19 protein-coding genes and 1 riboswitch are annotated in these 14,134 nt (G+C 71.4%); of the genes, 13 read left to right on the top strand and 6 right to left on the bottom strand.

Annotated features, from left to right (window positions below; all coding sequences use genetic code 11):
• The first annotated feature begins 29 nt into the window (after window positions 1–29).
• The 11 genes from VFI59_15180 (at window position 30) to VFI59_15130 (ending at window position 8,936) form a co-directional block, all read left to right on the top strand.
• On the top strand, window positions 30–392 hold the full coding sequence (locus VFI59_15180; protein ID HET6715034.1) for a carboxymuconolactone decarboxylase family protein: 363 nt from the start codon (window positions 30–32) through the stop codon (window positions 390–392).
• Window positions 393–568: 176 nt separating this feature from the next.
• The gene (locus tag VFI59_15175) at window positions 569–751 is read left to right on the top strand and encodes a hypothetical protein (protein ID HET6715033.1); all 183 of its coding nucleotides are present in this window, start codon (window positions 569–571) and stop codon (window positions 749–751) included.
• Between the two features lie 82 nt (window positions 752–833).
• Window positions 834–1,139: a 2TM domain-containing protein gene (locus VFI59_15170; protein ID HET6715032.1), complete on the top strand. Its 306-nt coding sequence runs from the start codon at window positions 834–836 to the stop codon at window positions 1,137–1,139.
• A gap of 63 nt (window positions 1,140–1,202) precedes the next feature.
• Complete coding sequence (locus VFI59_15165; GenBank protein ID HET6715031.1) at window positions 1,203–2,063, top strand: PAC2 family protein; 861 nt, start codon at window positions 1,203–1,205, stop codon at window positions 2,061–2,063.
• Window positions 2,064–2,114: 51 nt separating this feature from the next.
• Window positions 2,115–2,264: riboswitch (cobalamin riboswitch) on the top strand.
• Between the two features lie 123 nt (window positions 2,265–2,387).
• A complete protein-coding gene (locus VFI59_15160) occupies window positions 2,388–3,380 on the top strand; it encodes a hypothetical protein (GenBank protein HET6715030.1) in 993 nt (330 codons plus the stop codon).
• A gap of 6 nt (window positions 3,381–3,386) precedes the next feature.
• On the top strand, window positions 3,387–4,367 hold the full coding sequence (locus VFI59_15155; GenBank protein ID HET6715029.1) for a hypothetical protein: 981 nt from the start codon (window positions 3,387–3,389) through the stop codon (window positions 4,365–4,367).
• 1 nt (window position 4,368) lies between these two features.
• Window positions 4,369–5,169, top strand: a complete 801-nt coding sequence (locus tag VFI59_15150) for a hypothetical protein (GenBank protein HET6715028.1) — start codon at window positions 4,369–4,371, stop codon at window positions 5,167–5,169.
• Entirely contained in the window at window positions 5,166–6,752 is a 1,587-nt protein-coding gene (locus VFI59_15145) for an ATP-binding cassette domain-containing protein (GenBank protein ID HET6715027.1), read from the top strand. The genes VFI59_15150 and VFI59_15145 overlap by 4 nt, the downstream gene beginning before the upstream one ends.
• Entirely contained in the window at window positions 6,749–7,600 is an 852-nt protein-coding gene (locus tag VFI59_15140; GenBank protein HET6715026.1) for an ECF transporter S component, read from the top strand. The genes VFI59_15145 and VFI59_15140 overlap by 4 nt, the downstream gene beginning before the upstream one ends.
• Window positions 7,601–7,611: 11 nt before the next feature.
• Complete coding sequence (locus VFI59_15135) at window positions 7,612–8,277, top strand: pyridoxamine 5'-phosphate oxidase family protein (protein ID HET6715025.1); 666 nt, start codon at window positions 7,612–7,614, stop codon at window positions 8,275–8,277.
• Window positions 8,274–8,936, top strand: a complete 663-nt coding sequence (locus VFI59_15130) for a pyridoxamine 5'-phosphate oxidase family protein (GenBank protein HET6715024.1) — start codon at window positions 8,274–8,276, stop codon at window positions 8,934–8,936. Before VFI59_15135 ends, VFI59_15130 begins: the two co-directional genes overlap by 4 nt.
• Window positions 8,937–8,946: 10 nt before the next feature.
• Here the strand turns inward: VFI59_15130 and VFI59_15125 are convergent, their stop codons facing one another.
• From VFI59_15125 to VFI59_15105, 5 genes are all read right to left on the bottom strand, one after another.
• Entirely contained in the window at window positions 8,947–9,327 is a 381-nt protein-coding gene (locus VFI59_15125; protein ID HET6715023.1) for a type II toxin-antitoxin system death-on-curing family toxin, read from the bottom strand.
• 20 nt (window positions 9,328–9,347) lie between these two features.
• Window positions 9,348–9,554 carry a hypothetical protein gene (locus VFI59_15120; protein ID HET6715022.1) on the bottom strand — a complete coding sequence of 69 codons (207 nt, stop codon included), beginning with the start codon at window positions 9,552–9,554 and terminating at the stop codon, window positions 9,348–9,350.
• Window positions 9,555–9,631: 77 nt separating this feature from the next.
• Window positions 9,632–10,096, bottom strand: a complete 465-nt coding sequence (locus tag VFI59_15115; GenBank protein ID HET6715021.1) for a hypothetical protein — start codon at window positions 10,094–10,096, stop codon at window positions 9,632–9,634.
• Window positions 10,084–10,407 (bottom strand): hypothetical protein, encoded by a 324-nt coding sequence (locus VFI59_15110; protein ID HET6715020.1) that lies wholly within the window; start codon window positions 10,405–10,407, stop codon window positions 10,084–10,086. The genes VFI59_15115 and VFI59_15110 overlap by 13 nt, the downstream gene beginning before the upstream one ends.
• Window positions 10,404–10,916 (bottom strand): alpha-galactosidase, encoded by a 513-nt coding sequence (locus VFI59_15105; protein HET6715019.1) that lies wholly within the window; start codon window positions 10,914–10,916, stop codon window positions 10,404–10,406. The genes VFI59_15110 and VFI59_15105 overlap by 4 nt, the downstream gene beginning before the upstream one ends.
• Window positions 10,917–11,060: 144 nt before the next feature.
• Here VFI59_15105 and VFI59_15100 point away from each other — a divergent pair, with 144 nt between their 5' ends.
• Both VFI59_15100 and VFI59_15095 read left to right on the top strand, forming a co-directional pair.
• Complete coding sequence (locus VFI59_15100; protein ID HET6715018.1) at window positions 11,061–11,666, top strand: PadR family transcriptional regulator; 606 nt, start codon at window positions 11,061–11,063, stop codon at window positions 11,664–11,666.
• A complete protein-coding gene (locus tag VFI59_15095; GenBank protein HET6715017.1) occupies window positions 11,663–12,784 on the top strand; it encodes an inositol-3-phosphate synthase in 1,122 nt (373 codons plus the stop codon). Before VFI59_15100 ends, VFI59_15095 begins: the two co-directional genes overlap by 4 nt.
• 83 nt (window positions 12,785–12,867) lie before the next feature.
• Here the strand turns inward: VFI59_15095 and VFI59_15090 are convergent.
• Window positions 12,868–14,134: pilus assembly protein TadG-related protein (locus tag VFI59_15090; GenBank protein HET6715016.1), on the bottom strand; the 1,267-nt coding region annotated here is incomplete at its 5' end.

Here is a 14,134-nt window from a genome sequence, read left to right as displayed (position 1 = left end):
GTCGTCCGACGGACGATGCTGGGGGGGACATGGATCAGGACCGGTACGAGCGGGGCCGGGAGCGGTTCCTCGAGGTGCACGACGAGAAGGCGCTCGGCGCGGTGGAGGGCCTCGGCGACCTCGGGCGGATCATCGTCGAGACGGTCTACGGCGACGTGTACACGAGGCCGGGTCTGTCGACACGCGACCGGGAGTTGGCCGCGGTTGCGGCGCTGGTCGCCCTCGGGCGATCGTCGCAGATCCCGCAGCACCTGCGGGCGTCGTTGAAGGCCGGGCTCTCGCCCGACGAGCTCCGCGAGGTGATCCTGCAGACCGCGACGATCGCGGGGTTCCCGCCGGCGATGAACGCGATGGCGACGTTGAAGACGATCGTGGGCGACGGGGAGGCGTGAGGTGCCGATCATCGAGATCGCGGCCCTGCCTCCCGGCGAGGACCGCGACGTGTCCGCCGCGCTCGGCGCGGTGACCACCGAGGTGGCCGCGTTCCTGGGCGAGGACCCCAGGGGGGGCCTGGGCGATCCACCGCCCGATCGCCCCGGGTCACTATGCGGAAGGGACCGATGCGCCCGTGGCTCAGCCCGCCGAGACCCACCCAGCGATCGTGCGGGTCTTCGCGAACCGGCCGCCCGACGAGGCCCCAGCCTTGCTGGAGACCGTCGGCGCCGCGGTGGTGCGCGCGTTCGGGCTCGGCGAGGGCAACGTCGTCGTGCTGTTCGAGGCGGCCGACCCCGACCGCATGTTCTGGGGGTAGCCGGACGAGATCGGGACGACGGACCCTGGCACGGCGGGCCGATGCGCATGGGCGCGACCCCGGCGCGACGAAGAGGATGGCGGTGGAGGTGAAGGCGATGAAGGACGAGCGTCTCCCCGACGCGCCCGATCAGTCCCTGCGTGAACGCGCGCTCGAGCGCATCGAGAAGAAGCAGGAGTTCCACGCGCACCTGCTGGCCTACGTCCTGGTGAACGCGATGCTCGTAGGCATCTGGGCGGTCACGGGCGCCGGCTTCTTCTGGCCGATCTTCCTGCTGCTGGGCTGGGGCATCGGCATCGGGTTCCACGCGTGGGACACGTACCGGCTCGGCGAGCCGAGCGAGCAGCAGATCCAGCGCGAGATCGAGCACCTGCGCAAGGCCGGCTAGCTTCCTGCTTCGGCGAGCACACGGGAACCAGTCCGCACGCGGTGCGGTCTATCCTTGTTCGCGATGACCGTTTTCCGGCTGCGTGACGACGTGCCCACGCTCAGCGCTCCCGTGCTGATCGGGGCGTTCGACGGCTGGATCGACGCGGGCGGGGCGGCATCCGGTGCGGCGGAGCGACTGGCCGACGGCACGGACACGATCGCGACGGCCGACGCCGACGCCCTGTTCGACTACCGCTCGCGCCGGCCGGTGCTCGATGTGGTCGACGGCACCCTCTCGAGCCTCGACTGGCCGCAGCTCTCGATCGCGAGACGGCCCGAGGGCGGCCGCGACCTGCTCGTCCTGCACGGCCCCGAGCCGGACTTCCGCTGGCGCGAGCTGGGGGAGCAGGTGATGGAGACGGCCCTCCGCCTCGGCGTCGTGCAGTGGGTGAGCATGGGCGCCGTCCCGGCCGCCGTGCCCCACACCCGGCCGGTGCACGTCTTCGGCACAGCCTCGAGCGAGGGTTTGCTGCACGACGACGTGGAACAGGGCCCACAGGGCCTGCTGCGGGTGCCGGCGGCAGCGCTCTCGGTCGTCGAGATGGCCGTGGCGAGCGCGGGCATCCCCACGGTCGGCTTCTACGCGCAGGTGCCCCACTACGTCGGCGGCTCGTTCGCCGCGGGCGCGATCGCCCTGCTCGAGCAGCTCGGCCGTCACATCGGAGTCGAGCTGCCCCTCGGCGAGCTGCCCGATGAGGCGCTCGCCCAACGGCAGCGGCTCGACGCCGCCGTCGGGGGTGACGAGGAGGCCCGCGAGTACCTCGAGCGCCTGGAGTCGATCGCGGGCGACGAGCACGTGCCCTCGGGCGACGAGTTGGCGTCGGAGATCGAGCGGTTCCTGCAGGGGGAATCCGGCGGAGACGAACCCCCCAGGCTCGGCTGACCCGAAGCTGTGATCGGGATCGCTCCCGAACCCGTGCATCGGTAGCAGACCCGCGCACACCTCTGCTAGCGTGCGGTCAAGTACCGCGACACACAGGCGAAGCCGGTCAGATTCCGGCGCTGTCCCGCAACTGTAGGTCCGCTCGAAGGCCGAAGGGTCCCTGAGCGGACGAGCCAGGCCGCCCTGCGTGACGCGAGGCTGAACGCTCCCTCGAGGTTCGGGGAGGTCGGCCGCCGGGCGCCCCACCGGCCCCGCGCCTCCCCCCTTCCTCGGGTTCCGAGCGTTCCGACAGGGCGCGAGGACGCCCGGGAAGGAGTCGCCCAGATGGACCCGATGCGACGACGGATCGTCGCGGCGGTCACCACCGCCATCGTGCTACTCGCGCTCCCCGCGAGCGCTGGAACGATCACCGACCAGCGACGAGCCCGCGCCGGCGCGGCGTTCGTGGCCTCGATGCAGAAGCCCAACGGCTCGATCCCGGCGTTCTCGCCGATCGGCTCGAGCGCCGACGCCGTGGTGTCGTTCGTGGCCGCGCAGGCTCGAGCGGGAGCCATGGCGGATGCCCTCGCCTACCTGCGGACGCAGGTGCGCCGGGGCAACATCGACGGCATCGGCCTCGTGGCCAAGGTCACACAGGCCGTGGTCGCCGCGGGACGCGACCCCCGGTCGTTCGGCGGGGAGAACCTCGTGGGGCGGCTCCGCTCGCGCATCCGCGACGACGGTCACATCGGGAGATCGGCGGTGTTCGACCACGCTCTGGCCGTGCTCGCCCTCGAGGCCGCGGGACTCCGTCCGAGCAAGGCCGTGACCGGATGGCTGCTCGACGCCCAGTGCCCGTCGGGTGGCTGGGCCTACGACGCGCCCTACGACTCGAGCATCGACGACGACGACTGCTTCGACGGTTCCGTGGACGACTTCTTCACGGCCGACACGAACACGACCGCCTACGTCGTGATGGCGCTCGAGCACGTGGGGCGCAACGGCTATGGGGTGAGCCCGTTCCCGTTCTTCGCGGACTCGCGCGACGCGACGCACGGCGGGTGGGGGTACACGTCCGGCTTCGGCACCGATGCGAACTCCACCGCGCTCGTGATCCAGGCCTACGAGGCCGCCGATCGCGCGATCCCGTCGGGAGGTCTGGCGGCGCTGCGAGCGCTCCAGGACCTCGACTGCGGCGCGTGGTCCTTCAACTACACCGGTGACGTGCCCGGCCCGCCCGACGTTGGCGCAACGATCGGCGCGATCCCCGGCGTGCTGCGCAGGGCCTTCCCGATCCTCGGTCCGGGCGCGGGCGCGGGTCCGTCGAGAGGTTGCTGAGCGCAGATGCTCCGCACCCTGCGATCGGTCACGGTCGGCGTCGTCCTGCTGGTGCCGGCGCTCGTGCCCGCCGCGGCCGGGTCCACCGTAGCGTGCGCGGCCGAGGGAGCCGACACGCCCCACGCGGCCCTCGTGGTCAGCACCGGCGGGCAGACGCTCAGCTACTGCGTGGCACTCGACGCCCAGTCCGTGAGCGGCCTGCGGCTGATCCAGCTCGCGTCGGCGCAACACGGGCTGCAGTACCGGCTCGGCTTCGGCGGGCAGGCCGTTTGCCAGCTCGCCGGCATCGGCCCGACCGGCGGCGACTGCTTCGCCGACTACCCGGACTTCTGGGGCTACTGGCACGGGAGTGGCGGTGGTGGATGGGCGTGGGCCGGATCGGGAGCCGCGAGCGCCTCGATCGGCGACGGCGACGTCGAAGGTTGGAGCTGGGGCTCCGGGGACTCGGGCGCCACGCACCCCGCCCCCCCGGCGCTCTCCATCGACGACGTCTGCGACGCCGCGACCGAGCCCCCGCCGGGTGACGACGGTGGCGGGGGCGGATCCGGCGGGGGGGACGGAGGATCCGGCGGGGGATCTGGCGGGGGATCCGGCGGGGGGGACGGAGGCTCCAGCGGCGGCTGGGGCGGTGAAAGCGGTGGCGGTGGTGGCGGCCCGGGTTCCGGGGGCGGTGGCGCCACTGACGACCCGAGCGACGGAGACGGCGCGGTGGCGGGGTCGGGTGCCGGAGGATCGGCCCAGGGTGGCGGCGGGTCAGGGAACGGTGACGGCGGCGGCGGTGACGCCCAGGAGCGGACCGATGCCGAGACGTCCTCTCCGGTCGCGGCGCCGACGACCCCGGCCGCCGACGTCGCGACCCTCGCCTCCGACTCGAGCCCGGACGGCGGAGGCCCGCCCCTCAGCGCCCTGGTCGCGCTCGCGCTGATCGGCTGCCTCGGCTTCGCAGCGTGGTTCACCGTGCGCCGACGGGACGCTCGGGGGCGCTAGCGTGCACCCGGCCGCGTGGATCGTCTGGGCGACCTGCGCGGGACTCGTCGCGTTCACCACGACCGACCCCTTCTACCTCGGCCTCGTCGTCGCGGTGTCGTGGTTCGTCTACGCGGCGCAGCTGGTGCCCGGCCCGACCGAGCGATCGTTCCGCGTCTTCGCGATCGCGGGGCTCGCGACGATGGCCGTGCGCACCGCGCTCGTCTTCCTCGGCACGGTCGACGCCGGCAGCGTGGCGTTCGCCGCGCTCGAGGGTGCTCGGCTCGCCACGCTGCTGATCGTGTTCGGCACCTTCAACGCCGTCACCGATCCGTTCGGCGTCGTGCGGCTCGCGCCTCGGCGCTTCCACGAGCCGGCTCTCGCCGCGGCGCTCGCGCTGTCGATCGCGCCCCGCACGATCTCGATGGTCGGGCGCGTGCGGGAGGCGCAGCGCCTGCGCGGTATGCACCCCTCGGCCTGGCGGGCGCTGCACACGCTCGCGGTGCCCGTGCTCGAGACCGGCATGGAGGAAGCCGTGACGCTCGCGGAGAGCATGGACTCCCGGGGGCACGGGCGCGGCCGCCGCTCCCGCTACCGGCCCGATCGCTGGACCATCGGCGCGATCGTCGTCGTCGCCACGTCGCCGATCGCGGCCGGCGTGTTCCTCGTTGCTGCGTTCACCGGCTCGCCCGAGCTGCACCCGTCGACGTTCCCGCTCACCTGGCCTGAGGTCGACCCGCGCCTGATCACGACGATCGGGCTCCTGGTCGTGCCCGCGTTCCTGCCCCGGCCGTCGCCCGACGATGGAGGGACGGCCCGATGAGCGCGCTGCGCTTCGAGGCCGTCTTCTTCTCCTACCCCGACGCCGACCGGCCCGCGCTGCACGACGCCTCCGTCTCGCTCGACGAGGGAACGTTCGCGCTCGCGGTCGGGGCCACGGGCGCCGGCAAGTCGACGTTCCTGCGGGCAGCGAACGGCCTGGTACCCCATTTTACCGGTGGCCGGTTCTCCGGGCGTGTGGTCGTCGACGGGCGCGACACGCTCGAGCACGCCCCGCGCGCCCTCGCCGACGCCGTCGCCTACGTGCCCCAGGACGCTGCGGCGTCGTTCGTGCTCGACCGCGTGGAGGACGAGCTCGCCTACGGCATGGAGAACCTCGGGGTCGACCCGGTGCACATGCGCCGGCGGGTCGAGGAGATGCTCGACCTGCTCGACATCGAGCCGTTGCGGCGACGCAGCGTGCGGTCCCTCTCGGGCGGCGAGCAGCAGCGGGTCGCGATCGCGGCGGCGCTCGCTGCCGGACCCCGCATCCTCGTGCTCGACGAGCCGACGTCCCAGCTCGACCCGCAGGGCGCCGAGCACGTGGTCGCCGCCCTGCAGCGGCTCGTGCACGACCAAGGGATGACGGTGCTGCTCGCCGAGCACCGACTGGAACGGGTCGCCGGATTCGTCGACCTCGCGCTCGGCTTCGAAGTGGGGGCGGTCGTGCAGGGCGAACCGGCCGACGTGATCCGCCGGCTCGCGATGGGGCCGCCCGTGGCCCGGCTGGGCCGGCTCGTTGGCTGGGATCCGGTGCCCCTGACGGTGCGCGAGGCGCGACGGCTCGGCGGCCCGCTCGCCCGCTTCCAGCTTCCGGCGACGGCGATCCAAGGGACACCCTCGCCGGCGACCCCGGGAGAGGCCCTCGTGCGGGTCGCCGGTCTCGACGCCCACCACGGCGGGTCGATCGCGCTGCGCGGCATCGACCTCGAGGTGGGTCGCGGGGAGGTCGTCGCCGTCATGGGTCGCAACGGGGCGGGCAAGACGACCCTGCTTCGGTCGATCGTCGGCGTCCACGAACCCTCCCGCGGTTCGATCGAGGTCGACGGCCGCCCGCCCAGACCCGGCGTCGACGTCGCCCTGTGCCCGCAGGAACCGGAGGTCGTGCTCTTCGCCGAGACCGTCGGCGACGAGGTACGGGCCACCCGCAAGGCCCGCGAGCTTTTCGACGACCCGGTGCCGGTGCTCCACGCGCTCGGCATCGCGGATCTCGCCGCCATGCACCCCCGCGACGTCTCGGCCGGGCAGCGCCTGCTCGTCGCGACCGCCGCGATCGCGGCGGCGGAGGCGCCCGTGCTGCTGCTCGACGAGCCGACTCGAGGACTGGACCCCTCGTCGAAGGAACGGCTGGCCGGGTTCCTGCGTTCGCACGCCGCAGGTGGCGGCGTCGCGATGGTGGCTACCCACGACGTGGAGCTCGCCGCCGCGGTCGCCACCCGCGTCGTGATCCTCGCCGGGGGCGAGGTGATCGCCGACGGCGACCCCGGCCTCGTGCTCGGCGACTCGACGGTGTTCGCGCCGCAGATGACACGCGCCTTCGGCGCAGGGTGGCTCACCCCGGAGCAGGTCGCGGGGGCACTCGCATGATCACCCGGGAAGAGCGCCTCACCACGCGACGACCGGCGAGCCCGGCGGCGGCACCGGGGCTCTCCGCGCGCGCTCGAGCGCTCACCGGCGGGAGCCGGCTGCGCCTGGCCACCCTGATCGTCGTCAACCTCGTCGGGTTGCTTGCGTTCCTCTGGCCGTTCGTGCTGCCGGTCACCCCTGGCGTGAACGAGAACCACGCGAACGACGGCCCCGTGATCCTGGCGGTGCTCGTGATCTGCCTCGGCGCTGTGCTCTTCGTGGAGCTCGGGCGTGGCGGCCTCGGTCCGAAGACGATCGCCCTGCTGGGCGTGCTCGGGGCCGCGATGGTCGCGCTGCGTCTGCCCGGGTTCGTCGCCGGCTTCAGCGCGATGTTCATCGTCGTGCTCGTCGCCGGGAACGCGTTCGGTCCGGGCTTCGGCTTCCTGCTCGGGGCGGTCGGCACGTTCGCGAGCGGGCTCTTCCTCGGCGGGCTCGGTCCGTGGCTGCCGTTCCAGATGGTGGCCGTGGGGTGGGTCGGCATGGGCGCCGGGCTGCTCCCGAAGACGACGTGGCCGGTGCGCATCGGGTGGCTCGCCGCGTACGGGGCGGTCGCCGGGTACCTGTTCGGCGTGATCATGAACCTGTGGTCGTGGCCGTTCCTCACCACCGGCACCGCGCTCGATTGGGACCCGACCGCCGACGTGGCCACGAACCTGCGCCACTACCTGACGTTCTACGCCGCGAGCTCGTTCGCATGGGACACGTTCCGGGCCGTGGGCAACGCCGTGCTCGTGCTCGTGCTGGGCCGCCCGCTGCTCGGCGCGCTCGACCGGGCCGCGAGGAGGATGCGCCTCGAGGTGTCCCGGTAGCATCCTGGGCCATGACCCAGGCCCCGAGCGATCGCACCCGCATCCACCGGCATCCGGAGCGCGGTGACCACGACCCGACGACGATCCACGCGGTGCTCGACGAGGCCCTGCTGTGCACGGTCTCCTGGGTCGACGAGGAGGGCGGGCCGAGGGCACTCCCAACGATCCAGGCGCGCATCGGCGACACGCTCTATCTGCACGGCTCGCGCGGCGCCCGGGCATGGAAGGCGGTCGCCGCCGGCGCAGAGGTCTGCGTCGTGGCCACGGTGGTCGACGAGCTCGTGCTCGCTCGCACGTCCCCGGCGCACTCGATGAACTACCGCAGCGTCGTCCTCTTCGGACGTGGGCGAGAGGTGACCGGACGCAACGAGCTGCACGCTGCCGCGCGGGCGATCACCGGGCACGTGCTGCCCGGGCGCGAGCTCGACGCGGCCGAGCCCGACGACGACGACTGGCGCGAGACCCTGATCCTCGCGATGCCGATCGACGAGGCGAGCGCGAAGGTGCGCACCGGCCCGCCGAAGGACGACGACGAGGACCTCGCGTTCGACGTGTGGGCCGGCACGCTTCCGCTGCGCACGGTCATCGGGCCACCGACCCCGTCGCCCGACCTCCGAGCATCGATCGACGTCCCCACCTACATCCCCTCGTCCGGAGAGGAGCTCCCACGGCCATGAGTAGCCAGGCACCGACGCCGCGCACGCGCGTGCGCCGCCTCCCGGAGCTCGGCGTGTACGAGCGCGAGCGCGTGCACGCGATCCTCGACGAGGCCCTCTACTGTCACCTCGCCTGGGTCGGGGACGACGGCGACCCGCGCATCATCCCCACGATCCACGCGCGCGTCGGCGACACGCTCTACGTACACGGCTCGGCTGCCTCGAGCACGCTCCGCGCGATCAAGCGGGGCCTGCCCGTGGCGATCGCCGTGACGATCGTCGAGGGCATCCGGTTCGCGCGCTCGATGTTCGAGCACTCGATGAACTACCGCACCGTGGTCGTGTACGGCCGCGCCGAGGAGGTCACCGACCGCAACGAGCTCGCCGATGTCTTCGACGTGATCACCGATCACGTCGCCCCGGGTCGCAGCGCCGACGCACGCCCCCCCACCGACGTCGAGCTGAAACAGACGACGTTCGTGAAGGTCGCGCTCGACGAGTGCAGTGCGAAGGTCAGCGAGGGGTTCCCCGAAGAGCCCGACGAGGACCTCGCCCTCGACGTGTGGGCCGGCATCCTGCCCCTGCGCACGGTGGTGGGCGAGCCGATCCCCGACCCGTTGCTCGACGAACGGACCTCGATCCCGGCCTACGTCGCCGAGTACCGGCGCCCCGGGACCTGACGCCGGGACCTCAGGCGTCGTCTTCGGGCGCCGGGGAGAGTCGAATCACGAATCGCTCGAAGGCGGCGGCCGTCTGCAGCGCCGTGAGCTCCCCGGTCGCCGCGACCGCCACGAGCGCGACCAACTCGTCGTCGTGGGCCTGCAGGTCGAGCCCGTTCCGGTGCAGGAACACGACCGTTCCGAGCAACGCGACCCGGGCGTTGCCCGGTCCGAACGGTCGAAGGCGAAGTATCGCGAGCAGGAGCGCGGCGGCCTTCGGCACGACCCCGGGGTACAGCTCACGCCCGTCTTCGCGGCGCAGGGGCTCGGCCAGCGCCTCCACCACCCTCTCGGTGTCGACGGACACGCCTTGGCCGAGTTCGGCTTGCGCGATCGTCAGCACGTCGTCCACGGCGAGCGAGCGGAGAGGGTCTACAACTCCCCCAACCGGTCGAGCACGCGGCGATAGCGTTCGCGCGCACGGTCGGTGAAGGCCCGGACCTCGGCTTCCCGTCCGGAGGTCTCGAGGTAGCCACGCATCGCGCGTCGCAGGTGTTCCTCCTCGTCGACCTCCGTGATCGCGGCGAGCAGCCTGAGCTGGTCGCGCACGTCGTCAGGGACACGGATCGTCTGCAGCATCGGCGGGCGCCTTCCGGGTTCGGCTCGTCGGAGCATCTTCCCTCGGATCGAGCGGCGAATCGACAACCGGGCCGGGATCATTGGGGTGAGAGGCGCAGCATCGTCGACTCGTGAGGCCCGACGTGCGTCGCGATCCGCTCACCGACGACCCGAGGTCGCGATGTGCCCCAGAGGTCGCGGACGGTGGCAGCGCTCCAGTCGACCCCGAGATCCTGCAACTCGACACCGATCTCCGCCTCGGCGAGACCGCGGTTCAGCAGCGCGACCCCCTGGTCGCCGTTCTCCAAGGGCTTGGCGAACACCTCGATGTCACCGTCCTTACGGATGCGGGCGGCCTGGATCCCGAGCGGATCCTGGTTCAGCTCGATCACCTCGACGTTCGTCAGCGTCTCGACCGTGTCGTCGTCCATATCGGTCAGGTCGCTCCCGATGATCAGCGGTGACGCGAGGATCGACCACATCGAGAAGTGCGTACGGTACTCCTCTCGGGTGGCGCCGTCCCCGACGAGCGCTCCTTCCCCCCTGAGGTTCACGACGAGCATGTCGTAGTCGTTCCACCCCCCGGGCCCGAGTACTCCTCGAGTCCTACCCCGCGGTCGATCATGTCGTGCACGTCGAAGTAGTAGCCCCCCCGATGCCCGGGCAGATCGAAGTCGTCGGTGATGTCCTGCCCGATCCGCCAGTGCTGTCCGCCGACTTCCCGAGCCCAGGTCCATACGTCGTCCCAGCCGCAATGGCACACGTGCAGGACGATGTCGCGACCCGTGGCCCGGAGCGCGTTGGCCATCGTGCGGTGCAGGTCGACGACATCTGCCGCTCCCTTTCCCGGCCAGCAGCACGAGTCGTACTTCAGGTGGTCGACGCCCCACGAGGCGACAGCTCCGCGTCCTCCCGCTCGTGGCCGCCGCTACCCGTATACCCGGCACACGTCTCGACCCCGGGGCCGGAGTAGATGCCCAGCTTCAGGCCGTGCTCGTGCACGGAGTCGGCGAGGAACCCGATCCCTCGGGGGAACTTGTCGGGGTCGTGCTCGAGGTCGTGGAGGAAGCGCGGTCCGCGCACCCGCTGCCAGCCGTCGTCGAGCAACACGTACTCCCAGCCGGCATCGCGCATCCCGCTGTCGACCATGGCGTCGGCCGTCGCGAGGATCCTGCCCTCATGGATGCCGGGGCCGTACACGTTCCAGCTGTTCCATCCCATCGGTGGAGTGGGGGCCAACGATCGGGCGTCCGCCGTGGACGTTCGCTGCGCCGCGTCGACGTTCCCGTCGGGCGGCGCCGGGTCGCACGAGGCCAGGATCGCGGACACCCCGGGAAACGCGAGTCCGGCGACCGACCGCCGGAGGAACTCACGACGGTCCACGACCGCCCCCGATCTGGCTCGAGCGCGTCAGCCCGGGACCCCGCGACTTGACGGCGTGGCGTTCACGCGGTACATATATCGAACCGATATGTATGGTCGATATATCGGCCTGAGGCATCCATCGAACGGAGGGTCCCTGTCCGGATGTTGGAACTCGCGATCCTGGGCCTGCTGAAGCAGCAGCCCATGCACGGTTATCAGCTCTCCCGAGAGCTCGGTGAGTCCCTGGGCGGTTTCTGGCGGGTCTCCTACGGCTCGCTCTACCCGACCCTGCGTCGCATGGAGCGCGACGGCCTCGTGGCGCCGATCACCGGCGAGCCCACCGGCGGCCGCCGCAAGACCGTCTACGGCATCACCGCCGGGGGTGAGCGGACGTTCCTCGAGCTGCTGCAGGAGACGGCCGGCGACACCTCGAGCGAGGACGCCCGCTTCCGCGTGCGGCTGGCGTTCTTCCGCTACCTGCCGCCCGAGACGCGCATCCGGCTGCTGGAGCGGCGCCGGGCGGCGCTCACCGAGCGGCACGCGTCGTTCGATGCTGCGATCGACGCCGGCCGCGACGAGGCCGACGACTACCGGCTCGCCGTCATGGAACACGGGCGGGCCGCAACCCGATCCGACATCGAGTGGATCGACGACCTGATCCGTAACGAACGTGACAAGGCCGAACGACGCCTTGGAAACGACACCGAACGAGGGGGCGCGAGGACCCGCCGCACGGCGGTCCTCAGCAGGAAGGAGCACACCTCATGAGCACCGTCCGTATCGCGATCGTCGGCGTGGGCAACTGCGCGTCGTCGCTCGTGCAGGGCCTGACGTACTACGAGGACGCCGACCCCGCGGACGGCGTGCCGGGCCTGATGCACGTCGAGCTCGGCGGGTACCACGTCCGAGACGTCGAGGTGGTCGCCGCCTTCGACGTCGACGCGAACAAGGTCGGCAAGGACGTTGCCGAGGCGATCTTCACCGAGCCGAACAACACGATCAGGTTCAGCGAGGTGCCACCCCTCGGCGTGAGCGTCTCGCGCGGCCGCACGCTCGATGGACTCGGCACCTACTACCGCGAGATCGTCACGGAGTCCGAAGTGCCCGAGGCCGACGTCGTGCAGACGCTGCGCGACACGCGGGCCGACGTGCTCGTGAGCTACCTGCCCGTGGGCTCCGAGGACGCCGACCGCTTCTACGCGCAGTGCGCGATCGACGCGGGCGTGGGCTTCGTCAACGCCCTGCCCGTATTCATCGCGAGCGACCCGGTCTGGGCGAAGAAGTTCGCCGACGCCGGCGTGCCGATCGTCGGAGACGACATCAAGAGCCAGGTCGGCGCGACGATCACGCACCGGGTGCTCGCGAAGCTCTTCGAGGACCGAGGCGTCGAGCTCGACCGTACCTATCAGCTCAACTTCGGCGGCAACATGGACTTCAAGAACATGCTGGAACGCGAACGCCTGGTCTCGAAGAAGATCTCGAAGACCCAGTCGGTGCAGAGCCAGCTCGAGGAGCCGCTCGACAAGGACGACATCCACATCGGCCCGAGCGACCACGTGCCGTGGCTCGAGGACCGCAAGTGGGCGATGATCCGCCTGGAAGGCCGCAACTTCGGCGACGTTCCCCTCACGATCGAGATGAAGCTCGAGGTGTGGGACTCGCCGAACTCGGCCGGCGTGATCATCGACGCGGTGCGCTGTGCGAAGATCGCGAAGGACCGCGGCATCGGTGGCCCGATCATCGGCCCGAGCGCCTACTTCATGAAGTCGCCCCCGGTGCAATTCACCGACGAGATGGCCAGGGAGATGGTCGAGCAGTTCATCGTGGGAACCGGCGAGGGCGCCAACGCCGACTGGACCGCGTTCTTCGACTCGCCACGCGCCTGAGGCGCGAGCCTCCGAACATGGACGGGGCCGGGTCCTGACGGACCCGGCCCCGACGTCGTCCGGGGGGAGCGGACGTCGTTCCTCTACTCCTGGTCCAGGCAGCTCCCGTACGCGAGGTCACAGAGCTGCGCCGCGAGCAAGCCGAAGTTGGCGCCCCCGCCGGGGTTGCCTCCGCCGTACTCGTAGCCCTTCCATCTCAGGACGAGGCAGTGCGCGCTCGAGTTCGGGGCGGGGTTGCCGCCGCAGTCGGCCGAGTCGGTCGTCTCGAACGTCACGACGCTCGGCTGCCGGCTCCACGCGGTGATCACGCCGTTCGCGTCGACGGTGAGCCTCGCCCCTCGATCGCCGCTCGCGCTGCCCTCGATGTAGGTCCCGCCCGACGGGGCGCAGGCGGCCATCAGGTCGAACGGGAGCGTCGCGGTGGGCGGGATCGTGCAGCTGAGCGTGTTCTTGCTCGGCATGTTCACGCCCATGATCTCGAAGTGAGCGAACCCGATCACGTTGTACTTGGGCTGTGGCGTCCCGACCTGGGCAGGCTCGCCGTCGCCCGGAGACACGCCCACGATCGGGAAGTCGCGGACCTCGCCGATCTGGTCCTCGAGCGCCTGCCAGGCGACGTTGTTCCCCCCGTTGCTCTCGCGGGTGCAGACCCACGTGGCGTTCGGATAGTTGAGTTCGACGATCTCCGCGGGGTCAGCGCCACTGATCCAGCCACCGAGTTGGTCGGCGCCGCCGACGTTGTTGCACTGATCGGCCTTGCCGACGTCCCAGCCCTCACCGACGTCGAGAAAGCCGAAGTTGCCGCCGCCGGAGAGGTCGTTGTCTTCCCAGATGTAGCAGACGGTGTTCTCGGACACGTTCGGCACGTCGCACCGGTTCCCCTGGAAGAAGCCCTGATAGATCACCAGCGGGATCGGACCGGCCGCACCGGCCGCGCCCCACGAGGCGGTGGCACGCGAGGTCACCTCCGACGTGTGATCGAAGCCCAGCACCGGCGCGAAGAACAGCGACTGGTCGCTCTCGTAGCGCACCGATACGTGCCCGGTGATGTCGACGCCGCAGTTGAGCGTCCACTGCTGGCCGCTCTCGGGGTCGACGCCGTTGACGATCCCGCCGGTGAGTCCCCCGTCGGTGATCGGGACGTTCTTCGCCGCGTACTCGTCGGCCATCGCCTCAGGACTGCCCAAGGTCGCGTCCGCGCACGATTGGGCGGCGGCGAGCGCGGCGGCGTCGGCGCCGTTGACCATCGCACGGCGTCGCAGCAGCAGGCCGCCGACGTCGACCGTCAGCGCGACGCCGGCCATCAGCGCGACCAGCACGAGCGCGGTGATGACCGCGACCGCTCCTTCT

The organism is Actinomycetota bacterium (assembly GCA_035697485.1).
Lineage (GTDB): Bacteria > Actinomycetota > UBA4738 > UBA4738 > HRBIN12 > JAOUEA01.
This window is presented reverse-complemented; position numbering and strand designations above follow the sequence as displayed.